Origin of the sequence: Psychrobacter sp. Ps7 (genome assembly GCF_022129225.1) — a bacterium.
Lineage (GTDB): Bacteria > Pseudomonadota > Gammaproteobacteria > Pseudomonadales > Moraxellaceae > Psychrobacter > Psychrobacter immobilis_A.
In genome coordinates, this window is record NZ_JADQAH010000013.1 from 30,616 (window position 1) to 56,579 (window position 25,964).

Annotated in this window: 20 protein-coding genes; 12 read left to right on the top strand and 8 right to left on the bottom strand. The window is 42.2% G+C overall.

Annotation, left to right across the window (positions count from 1 at the left end; all coding sequences use genetic code 11):
• Positions 1-45 precede the first annotated feature (45 nt).
• Positions 46-1,275 (bottom strand): tRNA epoxyqueuosine(34) reductase QueG, encoded by a 1,230-nt coding sequence (gene queG / locus I3257_RS06575; RefSeq protein WP_238049165.1) that lies wholly within the window; start codon positions 1,273-1,275, stop codon positions 46-48.
• A 192-nt stretch (positions 1,276-1,467) separates the two neighbouring features.
• On the opposite strand from queG, the gene I3257_RS06580 reads away from it, so the two are divergent.
• Positions 1,468-3,207 (top strand): NAD(P)H-hydrate dehydratase, encoded by a 1,740-nt coding sequence (locus I3257_RS06580; RefSeq protein WP_238049166.1) that lies wholly within the window; start codon positions 1,468-1,470, stop codon positions 3,205-3,207.
• 8 nt (positions 3,208-3,215) lie between these two features.
• Here the strand turns inward: I3257_RS06580 and I3257_RS06585 are convergent, their stop codons facing one another.
• Entirely contained in the window at positions 3,216-3,713 is a 498-nt protein-coding gene (locus I3257_RS06585) for a DUF4124 domain-containing protein (protein ID WP_238049167.1), read from the bottom strand.
• Positions 3,714-4,575: 862 nt separating this feature from the next.
• Between I3257_RS06585 and I3257_RS06590 the strand changes: the two genes are divergently transcribed.
• From I3257_RS06590 to I3257_RS06625, 8 genes are all read left to right on the top strand, one after another.
• Positions 4,576-6,408: an acetolactate synthase 3 large subunit gene (locus I3257_RS06590; RefSeq protein WP_238049168.1), complete on the top strand. Its 1,833-nt coding sequence runs from the start codon at positions 4,576-4,578 to the stop codon at positions 6,406-6,408.
• Positions 6,408-6,905 carry an acetolactate synthase small subunit gene (ilvN, locus tag I3257_RS06595; protein WP_087814659.1) on the top strand — a complete coding sequence of 166 codons (498 nt, stop codon included), beginning with the start codon at positions 6,408-6,410 and terminating at the stop codon, positions 6,903-6,905. The genes I3257_RS06590 and ilvN overlap by 1 nt, the downstream gene beginning before the upstream one ends.
• 147 nt (positions 6,906-7,052) lie before the next feature.
• The gene (gene ilvC, locus I3257_RS06600; protein ID WP_045446660.1) at positions 7,053-8,069 is read left to right on the top strand and encodes a ketol-acid reductoisomerase; all 1,017 of its coding nucleotides are present in this window, start codon (positions 7,053-7,055) and stop codon (positions 8,067-8,069) included.
• A gap of 271 nt (positions 8,070-8,340) precedes the next feature.
• Positions 8,341-8,766: a hypothetical protein gene (locus I3257_RS06605; protein WP_238049169.1), complete on the top strand. Its 426-nt coding sequence runs from the start codon at positions 8,341-8,343 to the stop codon at positions 8,764-8,766.
• A 380-nt stretch (positions 8,767-9,146) separates the two neighbouring features.
• Positions 9,147-9,359: a cold-shock protein gene (locus tag I3257_RS06610; protein ID WP_010196799.1), complete on the top strand. Its 213-nt coding sequence runs from the start codon at positions 9,147-9,149 to the stop codon at positions 9,357-9,359.
• A 253-nt stretch (positions 9,360-9,612) separates the two neighbouring features.
• On the top strand, positions 9,613-10,176 hold the full coding sequence (locus tag I3257_RS06615) for a YetF domain-containing protein (protein WP_045446667.1): 564 nt from the start codon (positions 9,613-9,615) through the stop codon (positions 10,174-10,176).
• Between the two features lie 453 nt (positions 10,177-10,629).
• Positions 10,630-11,379: an electron transfer flavoprotein subunit beta/FixA family protein gene (locus tag I3257_RS06620; RefSeq protein ID WP_045446670.1), complete on the top strand. Its 750-nt coding sequence runs from the start codon at positions 10,630-10,632 to the stop codon at positions 11,377-11,379.
• A gap of 151 nt (positions 11,380-11,530) precedes the next feature.
• Positions 11,531-12,463, top strand: a complete 933-nt coding sequence (locus tag I3257_RS06625) for an FAD-binding protein (RefSeq protein WP_045446673.1) — start codon at positions 11,531-11,533, stop codon at positions 12,461-12,463.
• 96 nt (positions 12,464-12,559) lie between these two features.
• On the opposite strand, the gene I3257_RS06630 is transcribed toward I3257_RS06625, so the two are convergent.
• Both I3257_RS06630 and I3257_RS06635 read right to left on the bottom strand, forming a co-directional pair.
• Positions 12,560-13,354 (bottom strand): RNA methyltransferase, encoded by a 795-nt coding sequence (locus I3257_RS06630; protein ID WP_238049170.1) that lies wholly within the window; start codon positions 13,352-13,354, stop codon positions 12,560-12,562.
• Positions 13,355-13,456: 102 nt separating this feature from the next.
• On the bottom strand, positions 13,457-14,440 hold the full coding sequence (locus I3257_RS06635) for a class 1 fructose-bisphosphatase (RefSeq protein ID WP_238049171.1): 984 nt from the start codon (positions 14,438-14,440) through the stop codon (positions 13,457-13,459).
• A gap of 416 nt (positions 14,441-14,856) precedes the next feature.
• Here I3257_RS06635 and I3257_RS06640 point away from each other — a divergent pair, with 416 nt between their 5' ends.
• The 3 genes from I3257_RS06640 (at position 14,857) to I3257_RS06650 (ending at position 17,743) form a co-directional block, all read left to right on the top strand.
• Positions 14,857-15,930: an aspartate carbamoyltransferase catalytic subunit gene (locus I3257_RS06640; protein ID WP_238049172.1), complete on the top strand. Its 1,074-nt coding sequence runs from the start codon at positions 14,857-14,859 to the stop codon at positions 15,928-15,930.
• Positions 15,931-16,020: 90 nt separating this feature from the next.
• On the top strand, positions 16,021-17,202 hold the full coding sequence (locus tag I3257_RS06645) for a dihydroorotase (protein WP_238049184.1): 1,182 nt from the start codon (positions 16,021-16,023) through the stop codon (positions 17,200-17,202).
• Positions 17,195-17,743, top strand: a complete 549-nt coding sequence (locus I3257_RS06650) for a DUF2127 domain-containing protein (RefSeq protein ID WP_238034854.1) — start codon at positions 17,195-17,197, stop codon at positions 17,741-17,743. Before I3257_RS06645 ends, I3257_RS06650 begins: the two co-directional genes overlap by 8 nt.
• Before the next feature lie 118 nt (positions 17,744-17,861).
• Here I3257_RS06650 and I3257_RS06655 read toward each other — a convergent pair whose 3' ends face one another.
• The 4 genes from I3257_RS06655 to I3257_RS06670 all read right to left on the bottom strand — a co-directional run bounded on the left by I3257_RS06655 (position 17,862) and on the right by I3257_RS06670 (position 25,793).
• On the bottom strand, positions 17,862-19,136 hold the full coding sequence (locus tag I3257_RS06655; RefSeq protein WP_087814710.1) for a sodium:proton antiporter: 1,275 nt from the start codon (positions 19,134-19,136) through the stop codon (positions 17,862-17,864).
• A gap of 93 nt (positions 19,137-19,229) precedes the next feature.
• Positions 19,230-20,843: a DUF2254 domain-containing protein gene (locus I3257_RS06660; protein ID WP_238049173.1), complete on the bottom strand. Its 1,614-nt coding sequence runs from the start codon at positions 20,841-20,843 to the stop codon at positions 19,230-19,232.
• 184 nt (positions 20,844-21,027) lie between these two features.
• Positions 21,028-24,042 (bottom strand): M66 family metalloprotease, encoded by a 3,015-nt coding sequence (locus tag I3257_RS06665; protein WP_238049185.1) that lies wholly within the window; start codon positions 24,040-24,042, stop codon positions 21,028-21,030.
• A gap of 209 nt (positions 24,043-24,251) precedes the next feature.
• Positions 24,252-25,793, bottom strand: a complete 1,542-nt coding sequence (locus I3257_RS06670; RefSeq protein ID WP_238049174.1) for a YihY family inner membrane protein — start codon at positions 25,791-25,793, stop codon at positions 24,252-24,254.
• Positions 25,794-25,964: the final 171 nt, after the last annotated feature.

Consider the following 25,964-nt stretch of genomic DNA (forward strand, 5'->3'; position numbering starts at 1 on the left):
TAATAAGAGGCATTTTTTTGGCGTATATAAATATAAACTTAAGATTTAGAGGTCTTTTAACTTCTCATACTGTTCAGCTATGGCCCAATTGATATGTACATCGAGCATTTCGTTATGTACGCCCAACTTTGATTGTAACTGAGTAATGGTTTCTTCATTACCATTAGCATTTCCAAGACCAATCGCGATATTACGCAAAAAGTTCACATAGCCTGTGCGTCTGAGCGGGCTGCCTTCAGTTTTTTTCATAAATTCAGCTTCTTGCCATTGCCACAGCTCAAGCAAACTGCTGCTATCAAGGTTATGCCGTGGTGCGAAGTCCTCTACAGGTGTAAGATTGGCGTAGCGATTCCAAGGACAGATAAGTTGACAGTCGTCACAGCCAAAGATGCGATTACCAATTGCGCGGCGGTACTTTGTATCAATAATACCATCGTGCTCGATAGTAAGGTAGGAGATACAAGCTGAAGCATTGAGCTCATAGGGCGCGACAATCGCTTGAGTGGGACAGATATCAATACAGGCGCTACAACTGCCGCAATGCTCTTTGACGGGTTTGTCATCAGGTAACTCGAGGCTAATAAATAGCTCACCCAATACAAAAAATGAACCCGCTTGCTTGTTGATTAATAAGGTATGCTTTCCTGTCCAGCCAAGACCAGCAGCATCGGCAATGGGTCGCTCGAAAATAGGAGCAGAGTCGCTAAAAGGCCTAAAAATAAAATCTTGCTCTGAGCCTATATTGAGGTGTTGCCACTCAGGAAGCATGGCTTCTATCTTTAGTGCCAATTGCTTCAAACGACTGCGCATCGTTTTATGATAGTCGCGTCCTCTGGCATAACGAGCAATGATACCTTGATTGGGGTAGTCATTGTCAGTGATCGTACGTGGGGTTGGTGCTTGAGTCAGGTAATCCATACGGACACTGATGATGGTTTTTGCCCCTTCTACCAGTTGGTCAGGATTTGCCCGCAGTTCATGGTTGTTATGCATAAACTGCAGTTGTCCCTCATAGCCTTTTTCGAGCCATTGTTGCAATTGTACAATCTGCTTAGCAAATAAAGGATGATGCACCGATAAAAAACCACAGTCGGCAAACCCTAAAGCCTGTGCTTGGTCTTTAATCCATTGTTTGACATCCGCTGTGGTGGTAAATGTTGGGCTATTATTCACCTTAATCTTTTTTTCGGACGCAGGCTTAGGTTCAGAAGAGATTTTCTTAGCTGATTTCTGCTGGGTTGAAGAGATAGGCTTTACTTTAGGAAGATTATTCATGTGTGACAGTAGGCGATAAAGTGAATACCGATATAATAAGCCAGTGAGCTGAGAGCGCAAGTATAAAAGCAAATAATTTCACATTCATATTGATACATACGTTGATGTAAGCGTTTGCTAAGCTGATGCTAAATGATAGTAATCATATCTCAATAAAATAAAAAATCAGCAAAAAATACTCAAGGATTAGCTATGAAAAATCAGATCAATTTATCACCTATAAAAAGTACAAAACCTATCCCGTTATATAGCAGTGAACAACTCTATGCGATGGAGCAAGCATGGTTTGTAGAGGGGCATGATAGTTTTGGGTTGATGAAACAAGCAGCCTGGCAAATGGCGCAACACATAGAACAATTATATGAACAAAAGCAATTAAATATATATTTAGCAGCCACTACTTATGTGCCTCGTCGTCATATGCGCCAGCATCGAGTGAGTATTTGGGTTGGAAAGGGTAATAATGGTGGCGACGGTTGGCTCATTGCTTATTATTTACAGCAAATGGGTTGGCAGGTACAAGTGGTAACAGTGGGTTTTGAGAGTGATGATTTTGATACCAATGACACAACAGCATTTTCCGACGCACAAAAAGCCTTAAAAGAGGCGCTATTGGCTAATTGCCCTTATCAACACTTTGAAAATAGTGCTTGTGAGCTAGAAGAAGGAGTAGATGGTAATCTGCAAGCCGATGTCTATATTGATGCGTTGTTTGGTATTGGACTGGATCGTGCGCCTACAGGTATTTATAAAACAGCCATTAGCACTTTTAATGAATTATCTAAACGAAATAACACCTTGGTCATTGCGGTTGATATTCCAAGTGGTTTGGTGGCTTCGACTGGCGAGGTGTTTGACCATGTGGCTATACAGGCTGATATAACGCTATGTTTAATTGCACGGAAATTCGGTTTGCATACCAAAGATGGTATGGATTGTAGCGGCAAGGTAATTGATATACCGCTGATACCTTACCCAATAAATGACAAAAATTTCATGCCAGTAGCAACACTAATTACTACTGCATATGGTCTAAGTCCTCGCCGTCAAAATAGCTACAAAGGTAGCTATGGTCATGTACTGATTATTGGCGGTAATCGTATCGATGGCTCACAAGGTATGGGCGGCGCTGCGATACTGTCTGCTTCGAGCTCGATGGCGGCAGGAGCGGGTAAAATTACAGTTGCTTGCCATGAGGCTTTTCATAGCGCCCTATTAACTTCGCTACCAGATGCAATGACGATCAATTTGCATGATGTGGATGGAGTGCAGGAGTTAATTAAGTCAGCCACTGTGATTGCGATTGGTATGGGGCTTGGTCGTGATGAAAAAGCAAAAGTGTTATTTATAAAGTATCTACAAACTGCGATGACCGCTAAAAAAGCAATAGTGATTGATGCTGATGGACTTTATCATTTGGCATCATTGCAACTAGAGCATCATGAATTGGTCAGTCAGCTGCGAGAATATAGCGTTACTCATCAAGTTTGTTTGACACCGCACAGTGGTGAAACTGCTAGATTACTGAATAAGAGAATCAGTGAGGTGGAAAGCGATAGACTACAAGCGATAAAACAGTGCGCTACAACTTATGGTGGTGAATGGGTGTTAAAAGGCGCAGGTTCTTTGATATTAGAGCAGGGCTTAGATGAGCACCACGTTTATGTTTGTGCTGTCGGTAATGCTGGGATGGCGACGGCTGGCATGGGTGATGTGTTATCTGGTGTCATTGCTGGTCTGCTAGCACAACAAGATTTATCGTCAGGAATGCAAAGCTTGCATCAAGCGGTTGTTATACATGGATTAGCAGGGGATACGCTGGTCAATCAAAGTAATAATACGTTATTGGTTGGACAACGAGGACTACAAGCTCAGGATATGCCAGCAGCCATTCGTCATGTGATGCAGCTATTGATTAACGTCTATAATTAGCATTAAGCCTAGGTAGTTGAGCTGCCACAATACTGATCAATTGCCTGCTGTACGCGTTCACGTTTGAGCTCAATTTCACGACCGTCTAAATACTGACGCTTGCCATTTGCATCCATCTCATAAATACGTCCGCCGACATTCAAGTTGGTCAAATTATTGCGGAGTGACTGGCAACGCTGTGCATTGGCTTGTGCTTCTTGTTCTTTAATCCGTGCTTCAAGCGCTGCAACTCTTTGTTCTTCTACGCTTTGAGTACTAGTACTTTGATTGGCATCTGTTTTGCCAGCCAATTGTCCTGCATTGCTTTGTCTGCCGTCACTACGAAATTCAATCAGCTCAATGTTTTTACCATTTTGCGGCGCATGTTGGCTGTATTTGACTTCACCATGTGCACCAACAGATTTGTAAACTTGAATAGCATGACTGGCATTCATCGACAGCATTAGCACATACGCAGTACTCACAAGCAGTTTGGTAGCAGTATTGATTTTAGACGTATATGCCATAGTAGCAATCCTCTCAAGGGGTAAAAAACAGATGTGTATATATGTGTCAATATAACATTTAAGTGTTGGAATGGTACTAAAAATGTACCAGCTCTCGATTCTAACAAATAATCCTTATGAATGTATATTATTTAATAACTAATAGTTAGGGATGGGCTTTAGAAGTTTTTCTTGACAATAGCTCACAAACCATCGAATATAATAGCAGTTGATTGGTCAGTGAGCGGCTTTTATGATATTGCCGTGGCACTTGAAAATGAGGACGATAGGTTACTTATCAGTGGCTTACGCAGTTTTCGTTTCTTTGTGACAATGATATTGCAAAGATAGTAATCATAACGATTGTTATCGATGACTTTATGTATTGTCTCCGGACTTATCTGTCTACAATGACTAAGATAAACTTATTATTTGAAATGCGCTAAGCATGACTCTAGCGGTTGTATTAAACATGGAAAAATATTCAGCAATTCAATCTTTTTAATAAGCCTATCGTAAAATCTAACCATTTTACAAATTAGTATTGGCTGTGAGAGTGATTTAAATTGTGAATATCAATGCCCCTGTATAAATCAATCTGTTGTAAATGCTATCTGCTATTTATCAATAATAAGCTTCTTTTATAGATGCACACGCATCTTGTCACTGTACATTGATAGACTCCTGCCATAAAACTGACCCTACATATATTGCTGTGTTTGAGTAGCCTGCTGTCTTATAAAACAGCGTTACTTAGAGATAGTGGGCACACATTCTTGATATGGATAAGGATTTGCAGCCATTTCTATAAGACGAACCATCTTGTGTAAATAGCATGGTTTTCTCTTATAAATGAACGCCAATTCTTGACAAAAAAAAGGTGATGACAGTGACGCAAACCACGCAAAGTCCGAATATGACGGGACATACCCAAACGGGGAATGCCGCCAAAAATTTTGAAGAAAAGCAACAACGCCTCGCTGAGGTTAGTGAGCAACCTATAATGCTATCTGGTGCTGAGATGTTGGTGCAATCACTGACTGATGAGGGCGTCAAATATATTTTTGGCTATCCAGGTGGTGCGGTTCTTCATATCTATGATGCTTTGTTTCAACAAGAAAATATCGAGCATATTTTAGTACGTCATGAGCAAGCAGCCGGTCACATGGCAGATGCTTATTCGCGAGTCACAGGGCAGACAGGTGTAGTCTTAGCGACGTCAGGTCCGGGTGCTACTAATACCGTAACGGCTATTGCAACAGCGTTTATGGATTCTGTGCCGATGGTGATTATCGCAGGTCAGGTACCTAGCAGCCTAATTGGAGAAGATGCCTTCCAAGAAACAGATATGGTCGGTGTATCACGTCCTATCGTGAAGCATAGCTTTCAAGTGCGCCACGCTAGCGAAATCCCAATGATTGTCAAAAAAGCCTTTTATATTGCTCAGTCTGGACGCCCAGGTCCTGTAGTGATTGATGTACCAAAAGATATGACCGCGCCAAGTGAAAAGTTTGCTTATGCTTATCCAGAAGAAGTGTTTATACGTTCGTATCAGCCGTCATTAAAAGGCCATAGTGGTCAGATTAAAAAAGCGGTTGAAACACTGCTTGCTGCAAAGCGTCCGATTATTTACTCTGGTGGCGGTGTTGTTTTAGGCAATGCGCATAAAGAGCTTACTAATCTTGCGCACCGTTTAAATTTACCAGTAACCAATACCTTAATGGGCTTGGGTGCGTTCCCTGGTTCTGATAGTCAGTTCTTGGGTATGCTCGGTATGCATGGCACTTATGAAGCGAATATGACCATGCATCATGCCGACGTCATCTTGGCAGTTGGTGCACGTTTTGATGACCGTGTCACTAATAATGTCAAAAAATTCTGTCCGAATGCGACGATTATTCATATTGATATTGATCCTACCTCTATTTCAAAAACGATTAATGCGCATATTCCGATCGTGGGCGATGTCAAATCTGTCCTGACCGATATCATAGAAATTGTTGGTGATGATAAAGAGCTAGACCAACCAGCATTGTTAGATTGGTGGTCACAGATTAATGAGTGGCGTAAGCGTCATGGCCTGCGTTATGACACCAGCACTGATAACGGCATTAAGCCTCAAGCGGTCGTACAAGCCTTAGATAAAGTGACGAATAGTAACGCTATTATCACGAGTGATGTCGGTCAGCATCAGATGTTTGCAGCGCTTTATTATACCTATAATGAGCCGCGCCAATGGCTAAACTCAGGTGGTTTAGGGACGATGGGTGTTGGCTTGCCGTATGCGATGGCAGCCAAACTTGCTAACCCTGAGCGTGACGTGGTTTGTATCACGGGTGAAGGCTCTATTCAGATGAATATTCAAGAGCTCTCAACCTGCTTACAATATAATTTGCCAGTTAAAATTTTAAATCTAAATAATGCCCAATTAGGCATGGTGAAGCAGTGGCAAGATATGCTGTATGAAGGTCGTCATGCCCATTCTTATATGAATTCACTACCAGACTTTGTCAAACTCGCTGAAAGCTATGGTCACGTCGGTATCAAGATTACTGATCCTGCGACCATGGAAGCGCAATTGGCGGAAGCCATGGCAATAACAGATAGATTGGTATTTATTGACGTTTATGTCGATCGTAACGAGCATGTATATCCAATGCAAATCGCTGGGCAAGCGATGCGTGATATGTGGTTAACAAAAGGGGAGCGTACCTAATGCAACAACAACATCTGATTTCGGTATTGATGGAAAACGAAGCGGGTTCGTTGTCGCGAGTGGTCGGTTTGTTCTCTCAACGTGGCTACAACATCGAAACTTTGAACGTTGCGCCAACAGACGATTCGAGCATATCTCGCTTAACATTAACCACTATTACGTCACCTGAAAAAATAGAACAAATCACCAAGCAATTGCATAAATTGATTGAAGTGGTTAAAGTGCTTAATCTATCAGATACTATACACGTCGAACGTGAGTTGATGCTCATAAAAGTACGGGCAACGGGCGGCGTACGTGAAGAGATTAAACGCAGTGCCGATATTTTCCGCGCACAAATCGTTGATGTAAACGCCAATCTATATACCATTCAAATCGTTGGTGACAAAGCCAAACTTGACGGCTTTATTGATGTGATTGGTCGTGAACGTATCATGGAAGTGGTGCGTTCGGGTGTGATTGGTATTGCACGCGGCGAAAAAACGCTCAGTTTATAGTGGGTGCTTACTATACCTATTGTAGGTCAAATTATTTATTCAAACATTAACATAGCGCTTATCTCACCCATCACTTCGATAAGGTGATTATAATTTAAGTGTTTATTTAACCATGGCAAGCCATGATTTAGGAAAAGGACTCTGTTTATGAACGTTTATTATGATAAAGATTGTGATCTATCAATCATCCAAGGCAAAAAAGTTGCCATCATTGGTTATGGTTCACAAGGCCATGCACACGCGCTTAACCTACAAGATTCAGACGTTGATGTGACCGTTGGTCTACGTGCTAACTCTGGCTCATGGAAAAAAGCGGAAAACGCAGGTCTGAAAGTAGCTGAAGTAGAAGAAGCGGTAAAAGCCGCTGATGTCATCATGATTTTGACGCCTGATGAGTTTCAAAAAGAGTTATATAATGATGTAATCGAACCAAACATCAAAGAAGGTGCAACCCTAGCGTTTGCTCATGGTTTTGCGATTCATTATAACCAAGTCGTACCACGTGGTGATCTTGATGTCATTATGGTTGCACCAAAAGCACCAGGTCATACGGTACGTTCAGAGTTTGCAAAAGGTGGTGGTATTCCTGATCTTATCGCTATCTACCAAGATGCCTCAGGTCAAGCCAAACAATTAGCCTTGTCTTATGCTGCTGGCGTTGGTGGTGGTCGTTCAGGTATTATCGAAACCACGTTCAAAGATGAAACTGAAACTGACCTATTTGGTGAGCAAGCGGTACTTTGCGGCGGTGCAGTAGAGCTAGTGAAAATGGGCTTTGAAACCCTAACTGAAGCTGGCTATGCCCCAGAAATGGCTTACTTTGAGTGCTTACATGAGTTAAAGCTTATTGTAGACCTCATGTATGAAGGCGGTATCGCTGATATGAACTACTCAATCAGTAACAACGCTGAATATGGCGAATACGTAACTGGTCCTGAAGTCATCAATGAGCAATCACGTGAAGCCATGCGTAATGCCCTAAAACGCATTCAGTCTGGTGAGTACGCGAAGATGTTTATCTCTGAAGGCGCAACCAACTATCCATCAATGACGGCTCGTCGTCGTAACAATGCAGAGCATCAAATCGAAATCACTGGCGCTAAGCTACGTGGCATGATGCCTTGGATCGGTGGTAACAAAATCATCGATAAAGAAAAAAACTAATTCAGTATTAGGCTATTAAGAGATTAATCGCTGATATAAAACTAAGAGCCCATGCTATTAATTAATAGTGTGGGCTTTTTTAGTTTGCACTACTTTAGTGAAAGTTTAACCATAATCGCTTTGGTGTTGGTTGAAAACGACCAATCGATGCCTCATATATCTAGCCTTCATTGATTTTTTTGAATATTCTTAGTGCAACCAATTGCTGGTTAATTATCAAGACGATTGAGTTGCGCGTTCTTACTTTTTTATAGATTATAGGTTGTGTGTTGTGCAAATATCTTATCCAGACTGGCTAACGCCGCAATTCGTATATATTACTCTTAGCGCTGTGGTAGCTGTTTTAATATGGATAGAAGGGGAGATGCTCAAAAAAACCGATGGCAAATTGCCGAAGTCTAAGTTTTTTCAAATCAGCTCACTCTTGGATACTTTGTGGTTCTTTATTTCCGTTGTTATGTTATATGTGATTGACTTGACGCCACTAGCCATTACGGTACCTGCGGCTTATGGCATCTATACTACCTTTGGATGGATATACGGGACGCGTTTACTAAAGCGTAAAGGTATTCCTGACTCTCCTAAAGACTTGGTGATACCTGCTAAATACATCGCCTATAGTCAGTCATTTTCGCTGATATTTTTTGCGCTTTGTTTGTTAGTATTAAGTTCACCGTGGTTACCGATATCTCAATGAAGTATATGCTGACTTATCACCTATTTATTATTTGAGATAATGCTGTCATCAACTTAAATGACACCTTTACGTTAGAATGGTAGATAGCAAATGATATAAAACCTCTTTTTTATCAACGTATTAGATGGTATTTTATTGGCTATCGTGACTTTTCAAAACGGATTATCGTTATTTACAAAAATCATCAATTTAACCTGTTGCGATTATAAAAAGCTGCTATAATCAGCCTGTACTCAAAAGATTTTAGGTCGTAATTTTAAGCTATCTAACGATATTTTGATCGTATTGACTGTTGCATTTAGCAGAAAATAGTTTGGGTATATATCAATTAATCGGTGACGACACACGTCTCGCCAACAGTTAAAGAGTTAGGAAAATTTATGTCAGATAAAGTTGAAGGCACTGTAAAGTGGTTTAATGAAGCTAAAGGTTTTGGTTTTATCGCTCAAGACAATGGCGGACAAGACGTATTCGCTCACTACAGCGCTATCCAAGGTGGTGGTTTCAAAACTCTAGCCGAAGGCCAAAAAGTGTCTTTCATCTTAGGTGATGGCAAAAAAGGCCCACAAGCCGAGCAAATCGAAGCTATCTAATCTCATTTGACATCTGGTAAGCTGATTAGTCAGTAAGCTTGATGACAGTAAGATTATCAATATGCATTGATGCCTTTGTTTGTTAAAACAATAAAAATACTGTTTCAACTCTAAAAAAAAGCAACCTCTTATCAGGTTGCTTTTTTTATGCCATTTTTCTCGCTATAAACGTAAAATCATCAAAAGCATACTGATATTAGCTGTCAGTCATCAGCACTGACTCAAAAAAGATCTAACAAAATAAGGTTGTTTTATGAAGTGGGAGGCATGGTTTTCAATCGATTGGCAGCAAGTGCTGGGTATTTCTCTATCTGCAATCGGTTTTTATTTAGGGTTAATGTTGTTTACAAGATTGATGGGGTTGCGGAGTTTCTCCAAGCTCTCAAGCCATGATTTTGCGATGACTGTCGGTATTGGCAGTATACTCGCTTCAACGGTGCTATCAGACACACCGTCATTAATGCAAGGGCTGTTTGCTGTCGCAGTATTGTTTGTGATTCAAGGGGTCATCTCATTTATCAGGCGTAAATTCAAACCGTTAAAATCTCTGATAGACAATCGAGCCATTATATTAATGGCCCATGGCGAGTATTTTAGCGGAAATTTAAAAGAGGCCAATCTCAGTACCAGTGATGTTCAACAGGTTTTGCGCAAGAATGGGATCAAGTCTAAAACGGAAGTATTTGCTGTCATTATGGAAACCACAGGGGATATGAGTGTCATCAAAAATAATGCGGTTACGCCTGACTGGTCATTATTCGATGATATACGCGACAGTGAGTTGCTGATTGGTTCTAGTAAAAACAGCAAATCGTAGATTTTGAGTTTTTGATTGTTGTTCTCGATTGATGCCAGCGAGATAGATCACAACAATCCATTAAGTAACTATCGTGTTGACAGTGCTAAAAATAGGTGAAATATTGAGAATGTAGGTTAAAGAAGACTGTAAAATTGTGTACTTATAAACTATTTATTATAGAATGGTGACAAATTTATGACGCATTATTCACGGCGTTGTCTTGACCTTATGCCTGTGGTCACGCAAGATACAGGGGTCTGATAATAATGGTTGGCTTAGCTTTAGCAGATTTTATCAATGAGTAGTGTGATACTAATACCATTTTCGGTATTGTTTCTTCTTGCTTAATTAACTACTATCTGTTGACGCAGTAATAACCCTAAGTAGTATTTTGAACGACAGTTTAAAAAAATGAACCTTTGGTTCTTAACTGACAATTTTTAATTCATAACATTAATAAATGAGGAACGTATGAAAGCATTAGTAGCGGTCAAGCGTGTCATTGATTACAACGTAAAAGTTCGTGTAAAAGCTGACAACTCTGGCGTTGATTTATCAAACACTAAGATGTCAATCAATCCTTTTGATGAGATTGCAGTAGAAGAAGCGGTTCGTCTAAAAGAAGCGGGTGTGATTGATGAAATCATTGTTGCTTCAATCGGTCCAAAAGAATCACAAGAGCAAATTCGTGCAGCGTTAGCATTGGGCGCTGATCGTGGTGTTTTAGTGTTGACTGACGACAAGCCGTATCCATTACAAATTGCTAAGATCCTCAAAAATATCGCCGAGAGTGAAGGCACTGATATTATACTATTGGGTAAGCAAGCCATTGATGATGATAACAACCAGACTGGTCAGATGCTAGCGGCATTGATGGGTATCGGTCAGGGTACGTTTGCATCAGAAGTGAAGGTTGAAGGCGATAAAGTAAACGTGACTCGTGAAATCGACGGTGGTTTACAGACGTTAGCACTTGAGCTACCAGCGGTTATTACCACTGATTTACGTTTGAATGAGCCTCGTTATGCTAAATTGCCTAACATCATGAAAGCGAAGAAAAAGCCACTTGACGAAAAAACGCCTGCTGATTTTGGTGTTGATATGGCCTCTAAGCAAGAGATCATTAAAGTTGTGCCACCTGCTGAACGTAAAGCTGGCATCAAAGTGGGTTCAGTGGATGAGTTGGTCGATAAGCTAAGAAACGAAGCAAAAGTCATTTAATGTTTCAATGATTGGATACTTCGCTACGGCATATCCTGTACAAGGCTATAGATTTAACTGATTTATTTTATATTAAATAATAGTTGCTCAAACAGCTTTGTACACAAACAACCGCATGAATAGATGATACGAATAAAAAAGGATTAAAATCATGGCAATTTTGGTATATGCAGAACATGACAATGCCAGTCTAAAAAAGGCAACTTTGAATACCATCGCTGCTGCTAAGCAAATGGGTGATGATATCCATGTGTTGGTTGCAGGTAGTGGTGCTCAAGCTGTCGCTGACCAAGCAGCTAAAGCAGAAGGCGTGACTAAGGTATTATTAGCAGACAACGCTGCCTATGAGCATCAATTGGCGGGTAACGTCGCACTATTGGTTGCTGATATCGCTGGTGATTACAGTCATATTCTTGCACCAGCAACCACTACTGGTAAGAACTTTATGCCACGCGTTGCCGCTTTACTTGACGTAAGCATGCTATCAGAAATATCTGCCGTCGTAGATGCGCAAACGTTTGAGCGTCCTATCTATGCTGGTAACGCAACAGCAACTGTTAAGACCACAGAAGATAAAGTTGTCATGACAGTACGTACCACGGCTTTTGACCCAGTAGCAAGCGAAGGTGGATCAGCTACTGTTGAGACAATCGACAACGTGCAAGAAACTGGCAAAGCAAGCTTCGTTAATGAAGAGATGGCGAAATCTGACCGTCCTGAATTGACTTCAGCAGGCATTGTGGTTTCTGGTGGTCGTGCCTTAGCAAATGGCGAAAACTTCACCAAATATATCGAGCCATTGGCTGATAAACTTGGCGCTGCTGTTGGCGCATCACGTGCCGCTGTTGACGCAGGTTACGTACCAAACGATATGCAGGTCGGTCAAACGGGTAAAATCGTTGCACCAGACTTATATATCGCAGCGGGCATTTCAGGCGCGATTCAGCATTTAGCAGGTATGAAAGATTCTAAAGTTATTGTTGCTATCAACAATGACCCAGAAGCGCCTATCGCTAGCGTTGCTGATTACTTCTTAGAAGCGGATTTATTTACAGCATTGCCTGAGCTTACTAGCAAGGTTTAATCGTTATTTAGTGATTAGTTAAGTATAAAAACCCGCTATTATTTATAGCGGGTTTTTCGTGTTTGAGAGGTATGTTTTTGATTCAGTCAAACAACATTAGTTATAATTTCTTTGACGTAGTGTTTCATACAAGCATAATGAGCCTGCAATGGCGACATTCAGACTTTCTTGACCATTAGGCTGTGGTAGAGCGATAGGGGTAGCACACTGCATCAGCTCATCACAAACGCCTTGTCCTTCATGTCCCATAATCCAAGCCACAGGCGCAGATAAATCGTGATCGTAAATGATAGTATCTGTGTGTGAGCTGGTCGCAAATAGCGGTGTTTGTACATGGTCTAAAATATCTTGCGCACTTAGACCTTCATAAATAGTCAGAGCAAACTGAGCGCCCATGCCTGCTCGTAATGTCTTAGGGGACCACGCTTGTGCCGTAGCGCTGGTACAGAGTATGTTCTTGATGCCAACCGCTGCTGCGGTGCGTAATAGGGTGCCCACATTGCCGCTGTCTTGCACATCATTTAAAATCAAGCAGTCATCATTAATCATCGATAAACGAGGCGTTGGTACCTTAATGATTGCCATGATATCGATACCAGTACCTAAGCTACGAATGCTCTCATACAGCGAATTTGATAACGTTAAAATAGGCGTATAAGTAGGCAAGCGCGTCAAAATTTGCTGAACCTCAGGATGGTGGTGCGCAGACTCTGCGAGTAGGATTTGGACAAACGGGTAGTCGCTACGCAGCGCAGCATCGATGAGATGCACGCCCTCAATCACCGTTTGACCTTGCTTCTTCCGCTGCCGTGCTTGTGTTAACAAGGATTTGACAAGTTTAACGGTCGTATTTTTATCTGAGGTAATAAGCTCGGTGGGATTTGCTACCATAGTGGATCGCTTAGAAAAAATATAGAAAAATTAAACAATCAGTATAAAGCCTATACATGCTGTAGTTTTATACTGACTGTTATCAAAGTAACGTTAAAGGGCTTATTTATCAGCGTAATTTACATGCAGATTTTTAACATAATCGACTTCATTTTTGCTGCCTAGTACCACTGGGACGCGTTGGTGAATGCCATTCGGTTCTATGTCTAAAATGCGATTGACTGCATCAGTAGCAGCGCCACCCGCACGCTCAATCAATAAGCTCATTGGATTGGCTTCATACATCAAGCGTAATTTGCCCGCTTTATTGGCATATTTGGTATCGAACGGATAAGTGAAGAGACCACCGCGACATAAAATACGATGCACATCACCGACCATGGCAGCCACCCAGCGCGTATTAAAATCGCGACCACGAACACCCGTTTCGCCGGCAATTAACTCATCGATATACTGCTGCATGGGTGCGCGCCAGTAGCGGTAGTTTGAAGCATTGATGGCGTATTCGCTGGTATCGGCATCGATTTGCACGTTTTCTTCTATTAATACATAATCGTTAGTGTCAGGGTCTAGGCTAAACATCACGACATGATCGGCGATAGTTAGCGCTAGTAAGGTAGAGGTGCCATATAATAAATAACCGGCGGCTAACTGTTGATTACCCGCTTGCAAGAAGTCGCTATTTTCACTGACTTGACCTTGGCGCTGGTACGGTAGAATAGAAAAGATAGTGCCAACGGCCATATTAATATCGATGTTTGATGAACCATCAAGCGGATCGAACAATACCAACAAACTGCCATCTACATTGGCAGGGGTAGCGTCGTCAAGCTCTTCTGAGGCAACGCCTGCACAATGGGTATTTTTCGCTAATGCATCTAACAATAAGTCATTGGCCAGTACGTCCAGTTTCTTTTGGTCTTCACCTTGGACGTTTTGGTTGCCAGCTTCGCCTAGAATGTCTGCTAGTGCCCCTTTTCTCAATAATTGTGAGATGGTTTTACCCACGTCAGTGACAGTCGTAATAACGTCACTCAGTGCAGGATTGGGTGAATAATCATTGAGATAGTCTGTAAGGGTTGTCATAAGGCTTCCTAATAAATACTGTTAAAATAAAGGCTACTGAAACTAAGGATTAAATAAGGGGTGGAAAAATCGGTTGGGTCGCATGTTACAGACCTAAATCTGGCAAATTTTTAAATACCTCGCACGGCATCTTTGTCCTGACCACAAAATCAGCTACACTATCACTATTATTATTTATTTATCGTTTGGCTAAGCGGATTTTTAATGATGGTTTTGACAGGTCTATGGCTACTGCCCAAGAGGATGACGATGGCTGTTTTTTACAGCGCTATGTCTCTCACTGCCACTGGGGTAAATTGTAGCAAATAAGTGCCAAAATGTCCTTGTCTCTGTGCTTATCGTCGACTATAAATCGCCAAAAAACGCATAAATAATGATTATTAAATCATATAAACCAACAATAAAGACCTGCCATTATGCCAAATTCTATCGATAGCCGCTCAACTCAGACAGTCTCGCCAACGGATTATGCCAAATTCGACCCTGACACCATTCATGAGAAACTTGATGCGTCGTTAAGTCGTCCGCAGCTTAATAGTGATGGCAGTATTCGTCATTTTTTGGGAGTAGAAGGTCTTAATAAAGCGCAGTTGCAGGCGATTATTGCCAAAGCAGAGACGTTTTTTGATGATAATGGACAGCTCATTAACCGTCCTGAACTCGAAGGCTATACGGTAATGAATTTGTTTTTTGAGCCGTCAACGCGTACCCGTACGACCTTTGAAGTAGCCGAAAAGCGTCTCGGTGCTAATGTGCTCAATATCGATATCGAGCGCTCTAGTACCAAAAAAGGTGAAAGCTTGCGCGATACGCTGTGGAATCTACAAGCGATGACGGCAGATATCTTTGTGGTACGGCATTCAGCGTCGGGCGCTGCCCATTTTATGGCAACCGAAGTAACACCAGATATTGCTATTATTAATGGCGGTGATGGCTGGCATGCGCATCCAACACAAGGGATGCTCGACATGCTCACTATTCATCGTGAAGCGCCGCGTCCATTTGAGGAGTTGTCAGTGGCTATCGTTGGCGATATCAAGCATTCGCGAGTGGCGCGCTCAGATATCAGTGCGCTACAGACCTTAGGGGTCAAAGACATCCGCGTCTGTGCGCCGCGTACCTTATTACCGAAAGGCATTGAGCGTTTTGGGGTACAAGTCTATGAAGATATGAATGACTGTGTCACGGACTGTGATGTCATTATGGGATTAAGAATACAAAACGAACGTATCGGCTCGCCACTATTGGCATCATCGAGTGAATATTATAAACACTACGGCATTACACCAGAGCGTATGGCGTTGGCTAAGCCGGATGCGTTGGTCATGCATCCAGGGCCGATGAACCGCGGTGTTGAGATTGCATCAAGCGTTGCTGATGGCGACCAGTCAGTGATTTTAAAACAGGTGAATAACGGCATCGCTATTCGTATGGCAGTACTGTCGTTAGCTATGGAAGGTCAGCGCGCTCACCAAGCCGCGAGTAAATAATCCTCTGCCTCGCTGTTTTATATTTATTTATCCCATTTTATTGATACGGTAATAACGCTCATGACAACTATGTTAAATACGGATGCACCGATAATTAACCATCTTCCTCAATCATTTAAAGACTCACTATCAAGTGCTACAGCAGATAAGTTGGCTTCACTTGAAACTGGCCGTGAAATGTGGCTACTGCCGCCTTTGGTTGATCTGTGCGCCCGCTTGCGTGAACCGGGTCAACAACAACATGGCACTTTGGAGTCAGAAGGGCGCGCTGCTCGTGGCAATGGTTTTTTGCATGTGGTCATTCCTCCTGATACCAATCCTATCTTAGAGAACGGTTCATTATTAAAAGGCTTACGTGAGCGCGCGCTTGGTGATGGCGGCATATATTTGCATATTTTAGGTGCGTTGACTGCTGGTTTAGAAGGCGAGCGTCCATCAAATATCGCTGGGCTTAAAAAAGGCGGTTGTATAGCCGTTTCTAATGCGCGCCGCCCTTTTCGCAATGATTTAGTATTACTGCGTACACTGGAATACGCCGCGACTTTTAATATGAAAGTATTCTTTTATCCTGATGAACCAAGTCTATCTGGTGATGGCGTGGCGCATGAAGGTTATATCGCGTCATATCATGGCTTGCAAGGGATTCCTTGGATCGCTGAAACGGTTGCCTTGTCAACGCAGTTGCTAATGGTTGAAGAAACGGGCATCGCCGCTCACTTTAGTCAATTATCCTGTAAATCTTCAATCGAATTGATGCGCTGGGCAAAAGATAAAGGTCTGCCCGTGACTTGTGATGTGGCGATGCATCAGTTGTATTTGACCGATGATAATTTAGAGGGTTTTAACGCCCAAGCCTATGTATTACCACCCTTGCGTAGTAATACCGATCAGCAAGCCATCCGCCGTGGTCTAAAAGATGGCACCATTGATGCGATATGTAGCCATCATGAACCCTTGAACAGTACCGCCAAAAAAGCCCCATTTGCTGAGAGTACACCAGGCATCTCAAATTTTGATACCTTTATGGCGCTGGCTTGTCAGCTAGTCAATGATGGGGTGTTAACCTTAGAGCAACTTGTCGATAAAATCTGTCTCAATCCGGCGAAAATCGCTGGTATTAGTGAGCAATATGAAAAAATCGGCGGCGCAGTACTGGTGGATCCTAAGTTAGAGTGGCAAGTGACCGCACAATCCATGCTGTCCAATGGTAAAAACACGCCATTCTTTAATCAGCAGTTGCAAGGCCGCGTTGTGGAGACTTTCTTTGGCTAATTTGCCTAGGCAGGATGATAGTCTGCAACCATCCTCGAAGGATAACGATCATCACTTGCACAACCAAACCATTAAGTCGCACAGTACTGCCAGTGAGTCTATCAAAGCGGTGGCAATCTATGAGGTGGTTAAAGGGATCGGTGCACTATTAGGGGCAGGGGCTTTATGGTCATGGCATACTGACCTTGAGCATTGGCTGACGACAGCGACTGCTTCTTGGCAACAGACTTTTGGACAGCTACTGGCACCGCAAGTTGACAGTGCAGTACGGATTGCCCAGCAGGCAAGTAAAAACTGGCCATTATTCTTGTTATTAATCTTTGCTTACGCCAGTCTACGTTTTCTTGAGGCTTATGGCTTATGGCAGGATAAAACATGGGCGTATTGGTTTGGTGTGCTGGGTTATGGGGTGTTTATTCCTATTGAGCTTTACTATCTAATCGTTAGCCCATTTGATTGGTTTAAACTTGGAATATTAGTCTCAAATCTTCTTATTGTGGTCGTGGTCTATCGTAATATGAAGCGTAAAGGATTGATATAAAAAAGGCGTATATAGCGGCTATCAAAAAAACTGAATGTGTATGAAAAAACCAGCATAAGATAGTATCTTATGCTGGCTTTTCTTTTGCTAAAACGATGGGCTTAAAACTGGTTATAAATTATGGCTTTGCTGTACTTTTATCAGTACGAATGCTTTTGGCGACTTTGCCAATACTCAAACCTTGCACCAAGATAGAGAATATCACCACTGCATAAGTGAGCGCCAACAAGATATCGCGTTCGGTTCCCAGCGGTAGCTGCAACACTAAAGCAACCGAAATACCCCCACGTAATCCGCCCCATGTCAGCACTTTCCATGCACCAGTCGGTAAATCGAGCTGACGATGGAAGGTTTTGGTCGTCATACCTACAACGATAAAACGTGCAACTAGGGCAATGACAATCGTCAGGCCAGCGGCGATAAATAAATTACCCGAATAAGCAATCATCACTACTTCTAAACCGATGAGTACGAATAAAATAGCGTTGAGAATTTCATCGATTAATTCCCAAAATAGATCAATATAATGCCGCGTTTTATCGCTCATCGCCAATGCTCGTCCGCGATTACCAACCATCAACCCCATCATCACCATGGCGAGTGGTCCTGATAAATGCCAATGGCTGGCGAGTGCATAACCACCTATCACACCAGCAAGCGTTAATAACACTTCTTCTTGATAGCTATCGATACTTTTCAGCATGTAATACAAAATCGCCCCAAGTACTAAGCCAAAAATAATGCCGCCACCGGCTTCAACCGCTAAGGTATGCGCCACATAATTGGCGGTTGGGATATCACCACTGGATAAAATACCTAGCAGCAATACAAAGATGACGACGCCGATACCATCGTTAAATAAAGACTCACCCGCGATGACCGTTTCTATACTTTTTGGCGCGCCAGCCGATGCCAAAATACCCATTACGGCAATGGGGTCGGTCGGTGATATTAGAGCACCGAATAGCAAACACCAAAGAAACGGCAAACCGAAACCAAGCAGCGGCAGCATAAAATAAAGCGCCGTGGCGATAAGCATCGCAGAGACGATGGTACCGACGCAAGCAAGGATACCAATAGGCAGTTTATAACGTTTTAAATCGCTGATATTGACGTGCAGCGCTCCTGCGAACAGTAGCATAGAGAGCATGCCATCTAATAAGACTTCGGTAAAATCAAGCTGCTCTAATAAGCTTACTTCATAATCAATCAGCTGATCAAATCCCAAAAAGCCCAAAAATATGGCGCCAATAGATAATAAAATGGAGATAACCATCACGCCAATCGTGGTCGGTAGACCAATAAAACGATGGTTAACGTAAGTTAATAGGGCTGTGATTGATAAGAATATGGCGCTGATTTCAAGTATGGTTAGGCTACTGGTAGGGGCCATGAAAAAATTCTCAAGTGAGTTTAAAATTGTCATAAGCTTAGCGCTTACAAACACTAAATAGGTTTGATTTTAGTTTAGTTATCGTTTGTCTTTTTATTTTGATTGCGTTTGTAATGCTTGGCGAATATGGGCGTCAAACGCGCTAACATAGTTAAAATACTGATGACGAGCATCGTTGCTAAGTATAAATTGTTGGGCTTGTTGGCACATCGCGCTCAAGTCATCTATCAGCTCTTGATAGCTTAGGTTTTCTTCTCCTGCGCGCTTAATCAGTTTTATCTCATGCAATAGGGTTTGCTGCTGTGCGTTATTTACGCGAGCATAACTTAGATTGACCATCGCCTGACATAGCGCTTTTAAGACCATCAAATCTGCTGCTGCATACCGACGTATCTCGCCAAGCGAGGTATTGATAAAATCAGATATTTTGGGAGTATGAGTAACTATGGCTAATATAGCCAAGCGTCGCTGTTTAACTTCGGCTTTCGATGAATCATCGTTTTGTGCTGGTGTATAGAAATGATAGGGGCTGGGCGGCTGGCGACGCATCATAATACTTAAGCAACTGGTCAGTGATTGTACGCAGTTGACCGCTGTTTTTGGATCATTGATACCGGGCGATAAGGCGCGGACGGCGATTTCTGTCATTTGTCCCAAGCTATAAGCAATATCGTTAGAATGAGTCAATCGTTGTTCGATACGTATACAGCCGGCAAAACGTTGCCAAAAAATTCCGTCAGGCGCGCGCGGCACCACAGCTAAAGATGGCGTCGCTGTTTTCTGTTGATTGTTTGGATGATCTGCTGGCCGCTGGTAAAAATAGCCGATGATGTTTTTGTCAGTGACATAATCGCCAAGATTAATACGCATTTGCACCACGCCGCCATAGTCTTGGGTCAGTGTAATCAGTGACTCAAGGTAAAATTGTTGAACATAACCTGAGCTTGGTGGATAGATGGGCATCGCTGACCAGTGATGAAACTGTTCAATGTCATGATGTTCTATATCGCGTTGATGCTGGATGTCGCAATGATCGCGATACCAATAGTGAATATTATTAATCGCATCATTGCTGGCGTTTTGAATCACATGGGAAGCTTGAATGGCATGTACCATATGCTGTACAAAGTACACCAGCAGCAGCGCACATATAATTGCCATGATAATCGCAAAAGTTACTGCGAGCTGTGGTACACCAAAAGCCACGTCATATTTATGGATGGATTTTAACACCAATAAACTATAGCTAAACGTGCCAATAAACGCTCCCAACACAAACTGGTTAGGTGTATCAGTTAAAAAATTGCGCAACAGCCGTGGGCCAAATTGCGAAGAGGCCATCGACAGCACGGCGATTGTAATGGAAAAGGTCGTGCCTGCTACGCCTAATACTGCGCCTGCAATCGCTGTCATGATAGCGCGCGCCGCATCGTCGTCACCGGTAAAAGCAAAGGTAATCTCTCTGACAGTTTCGCGGTCAAAGTGTTGATCGATAGTGACCAATAAAGGCGCAAGCAATATTCCAACGATGACGCATGCCGTTGGGATAAACCAATAAGAGCCAATAAGCTGCTGCCATAGGTTTCTTAGTCGATCAGGCAAATCGGTCAGTGTTTGTAGCGACCATAACTTGGCAAACTGCTTTAGTCTATGCGTTATTGTCAGCAATGCAGAGTTAAACCAGCCACTTTCAGGGTGTTTATTCAATATTATATGCTCCACAAGTGACCTAAAAAGTGACCCATTTTTTATTACTAAGCTAGGATTTTATTTGGCTAATAAAAACTCTTAAAAGTAAATTACCTTACCATATAAGCCACAAAGATTAAAAATTTAGTAAAAAATAAGCCCCTATCATAGGAGCTTATTTTTAGCATAATGAATTCTTTTGTTAACTGACTAGATTGTCAATCCAATTGCTTATCGCAGTGCTTACTTTTGCTAGCACTGATGGCTCTTCTTTACTGTCCATACTTAATGAACGCGTTTGCATATCATCCGTCGATACTGGCTGTTTTTGCAGACTATCTACGATTAATGGTAGGTTGTTACCAGCGGTTGCTAAGATAAAGCTTGGGTTTTTGGTTAACGTTGTCCATTTCTGATTCCAGCCACCACTACAATTGTAAGTAATTAAGCTTCCGCGATTATCTACTAAATTACCAGTACGCAAATCAAAGCATTTGCCACCTTGTTTGATTTGGTCAGTACCGTTCATCTCCCAAACTTGCGCTGGCGAGTCCAAGCTACAAGCACCCAAAACCACCCAAGAACCTTGTTCCGTTAAGCACTGATCTAATGCCATTTTGCTGTGAATTTTGCCTTTAATATCGTAAATCCACTGTTCAGAGTCATCACCAGTACAGCCACTTGGGCCGCTAATAAAGCTATTTAACTTACCATCTTCTAGAGTTTCAACTTTAAGGCAGTTGTTGCCATTACGGATAGTAGTCACATTATCTAAAGGTTTATCATCTTGTAGCTCTAAATCTACAACAAACTTTTGAAATTCGGTAAGTGCTTCAGGCTCTTTTTTGATTAAATCTGTACGATAGACATTAACCCAACGGTTTAGACGATTTAGAGTTTCTTGCTGCTTCTCATAACGCTCTAATGTTTGGAGTGCTAAAGGGCTAAGCTCATCACGATACTCTTTGTAAGAATCATATAACAACTGACCGTTGGCGTCTAAACTAATAGTCGAATGTTCTGCTTGAGCAAGAAGTTTCTGCTCTAAGATTGATAACTCTACCTTTCTTAGTGCCGTATAGCCCTGTTCTTTACCAAAGGTAACCGCGGGTTTAATCGCATCACTATATTGACGAATATCAATGGTTGAGAGCTGTACTTGTGCTTCATTGGCTTTTTTACAGTATAAATCTACTTTTTTCGGATTGTCTGCAATCGCTAAATTTATATGGAACTTATTGGCGTTACTGGTCATCCGATTAGGAGCCAACGCAATATCATTAATCGTGTTATTACTATAAGTAACGCTTAACCAGCAGCTTGCTGATTCAAGCGAGTTATGCGGTGTCGGTAACTCAAAAACGTTGCCCCAGTTACCACGTGCTTCTGGATAAATGATGCCTTTTTGCGCGACAGGGTCATAACCGCCTAAAATGGTAAATACTGGCACGCCTTGTAAGCGTGGTTTTAAGTAATTACCGTCGGTACTGTTGTACCAAACGTTTTTGGATTCTTTCCACACTTTAGGCTGGATGACTTCCATCTTTCTAAGCTCAGCATTCCATTTCTTATAGCCAGTTGGTGAGTCAGCGTCAAATACTGCTTTATCAAATGCTGGCTGTATCTTAATTTTTGTACTATAACCCGTATAGTGAGTATAGTTTGAATAAGCGCCACTCTGTGATCCACCAGACATCGCATCGCGACCATAGCCATAGGTGGCTAAGAAAAGAGGTTTACCAGTGAGATCATCACCCTCGACCTGTCGTGGCCAGTCTAAGTTGCTGCGCATTTTGTTTCTGACGCCATTATAGCCCCAGCCACTATTGGCATGATGCTCGGCCCAAAAGAAATCGCCGTTCTGTTCACCAGGATAATGACCCAAGCCATAATGATGACCGATTTCGTGGCTGAACTCATTACCTTGAGAGTCGATTAGGGTCAACATACCATTACCGCCGCTTAAGCCGTGGTTATATTCACCATTCTTATATTTACCGCGAGCGTGATGCGCATTGACGTTCTGGGTCAATTGCGGTTGCTCTTGACTTTGCATTGAAGCACTGGTGACGCCCCAATTGGCTAAATTAATGCCAACACCAAAGGTTGATTTCGCGGTGTTTTCGCGCATATCACCAGCATAAACGCCAGCATCATTTGAGTCACTGACTGAATCATAAATAGTGCCATTGGCGACCATTACTCGTTCGAGCTTCATGTCATCATAGCTAGCAACGGTCATTTGTGCTGCTGGAATGGTTTGGAAGTAGTCTGAACCCGCTCTTTCTGGATCGCGTAGCATATAATGACCCCAAGATTGAGGTGCATCCGTTAACATGCCTAGACGGATATTGGTCAATACCAACTCACCAGGGGCGGCAAAATCTATGTTATCTTCTGACAGTTCACCGCTGCGATTTTGGTCATCCACAATGCGAATTTTGAGACCACCTTGTACCTCATCCCAGTTGAGTTTGGTTGACCATGCGCGCTTACTGTAAGCAACGCGTGCGCGCTGATCAGTGTTAGTCTGATCCGTGTCTGGGATTTGAGTCGGATCGGCTAAATTGACAGTTCGTAATAAACCTCCGTCTTTGTAAATTTCAGCCGCTAATTTATTAATGTCACCCATTTCAAGCGTAGGCGTCACCAATAACAGCGCCTCTTTTTCTGCCGTCAGGCGCGGCATGTTTTTTGCTTCGTTACCCTGTGGATCAACGGTATGATTCTGCCCAAACTGTATCATCGCTTGAAATTCGCCAACCAAGTCTGGACGAATAGCACGAATTTCTCCCGCTCTACCATCGTGGTCAAAAAACCCTAATAAATAAAAATCAGCAATATCCTTTTTTGGTTCTGGATATTTAATAGGCGTACTTGGTTCAAGTGGCGTAGCAGGAATACTCGTTACCGGTGGCTTAACAGGCGTACTTGGTTCAAGTGGCGTAGCAGGAATGCTCGTTACTGGTGGTTTAACAGGCGTACTTGGTTCAAGTGGCGTAGCAGGAATACTCGTTACTGGTGGTTTAATAGGCGTAGCTGGCACAAGTGGCGTTGCAGGAATACTCGTTACTGGTGGTTTAATAGGCGTAGTTACCGGTGGCTTAACAGGCGTAGTGACGGGTGGTTTAACAGGCGGCGTTTCTACTGGTAGATTAACGGTTGGTGGTACAAGTGATGATGTGCTGCCATCACCTTCACCACAAGCAGAAAGCATAATAGATACGATACAAATGCTTAGCGCTGTTACTGGGAATGCTATTGTATTTTTCAAGTTATTGCCCTAATAAATTTTAAGGCAATATAACAGCTGTGTTAGCATATCGTACGACTTTTGTTCGATGTATAATAATAAGTTCTATTATAACCTCTAGTGAAAACTAATTTTTATTATTCAATATACCTCACTCATTACTAACGCTTTTCTTAATTCGTTTTTGGGTTATCTGATTCAGTAATGATATCGCCTTTATGATTAAAGAGATTACCATTGGTTTTAGTTTGAGAGTCATTCAAATCTTTAGGAATAAGAATCTCATTGTCCCGCTCATCGCATTCAATATCACTGTCTTTATCATAAGCTATTGGGTCAAAGTGTGGGCTGTCTTTGATCGGCTTATTCTTGTCTAATGCTGCAGTGGTCGCTGAGGTTTTTCTAAATAAATTTGATTGACCGCCTTTGATGCCTTTTCCATTAGAATCAGCTTTTTTACGTGGCTCACTATTGGCAAAAATAGCATTTAGCGGTAGATCTAACTGTTGCTTGGCATAAGCTTCCGTATTTTCAAAACGATTGACTAGCAAGCTAAGCCAAGGTTTTTGATCCTCTGGCCCCATCTCATCTAGCTCATCTTTGATAGGCAAGGGGTAAGGTAGGGTGCGATAAAAATCCCATAATGTCATTTTGCTCAAATCTCTCTTGAGCACATAATCATTATCTTCAGTCATGGTGATTAAATTGCTGTCTTGCAGATAATTAATATAGGTATACCATTTCGGTAGCTCTTTGCGTCCTAATACATTACGTAACGCTTGTTCGCTTACCGCTTCCCCTTTTAAATGATGGGTATAAATGAGGTTTAGCATATCGAGCAAACTTAGGAGCGGATGGCGTGGATAGACCTCTTCAGTCTCAAAAATCGTCAAGGTATAGCTAATCTCAACACCTAATAGAATTAAATTCCACGACAAATATATCCATAATAAGAAGATGGGCAGTGCCGCAAAAGCCCCGTAAATCGCTTCATAACTGGTGAAGTTTGCCATTACTGTACCAAACAGGTGCTTCATCAGCTCGAATACGATAGCGACGAAGAGACCAGCAATGGCTGCATTTTTCGCGGGTACGCGTGCTTTTGGAATGAACCAGTACATACCAATAAAGCCTGCGACAGTGATACCAATGGATACAGCTTGTACCCAAAAAGACCAGTCAATGCCATAACCAGCAATTTGTCGGTTTAAAAAACTCAAACTTTGTACCGCGCTTGAAGCAAGAAATGCCGTACCCAGTACTAACGGTCCTAACGTGACGATGGTCCAATAGCGCAGCATGCTTTTCATACCGCCTGAGCGATTTTCTACCCGCCAGATTTGGTTAAATGCGCGCTCGATGGTTGTTAACGTCATAATGGTCGTAAAAAATAACACCATTGCCCCAATGATGGTTAGATTTGAGGATTTTTCAGCGAAGCTATTGATATACTCGCTGACCTGCATACTTGATTGTGGTAGCAAGTTACTATAAATCACTTCATATATCTGTGCTCTAACGGACGCAAGTGCGGGTACAGAAGATAGGATCATCAATAGGACGGTTAGGACGGGTACAATTGACAACATAGTCGTGTAGGTCAGCGATGCCGCTTTTTGCTGGCAATTGTCTTCAAAAAAGTGCCGAGTCAAGAATCGTAAAAATTGAAACCAGCGTTGATGTAAAAACGGGATTTTTTTTGATAAATTTTCCATATCGACCATTTAGCATGTGTTTGAGTGACAGTAGTGTAACAAAGATATGCTGTTACCATCTGCGGTTTAATTGTGTCAAAATGCACGGCAGCAACCTCTCTAGCAGGTTATTAGCGACAATGTGTACCAAGGCTGTTTGCATGTCGGTGAATGACTGGGGCATAATATATG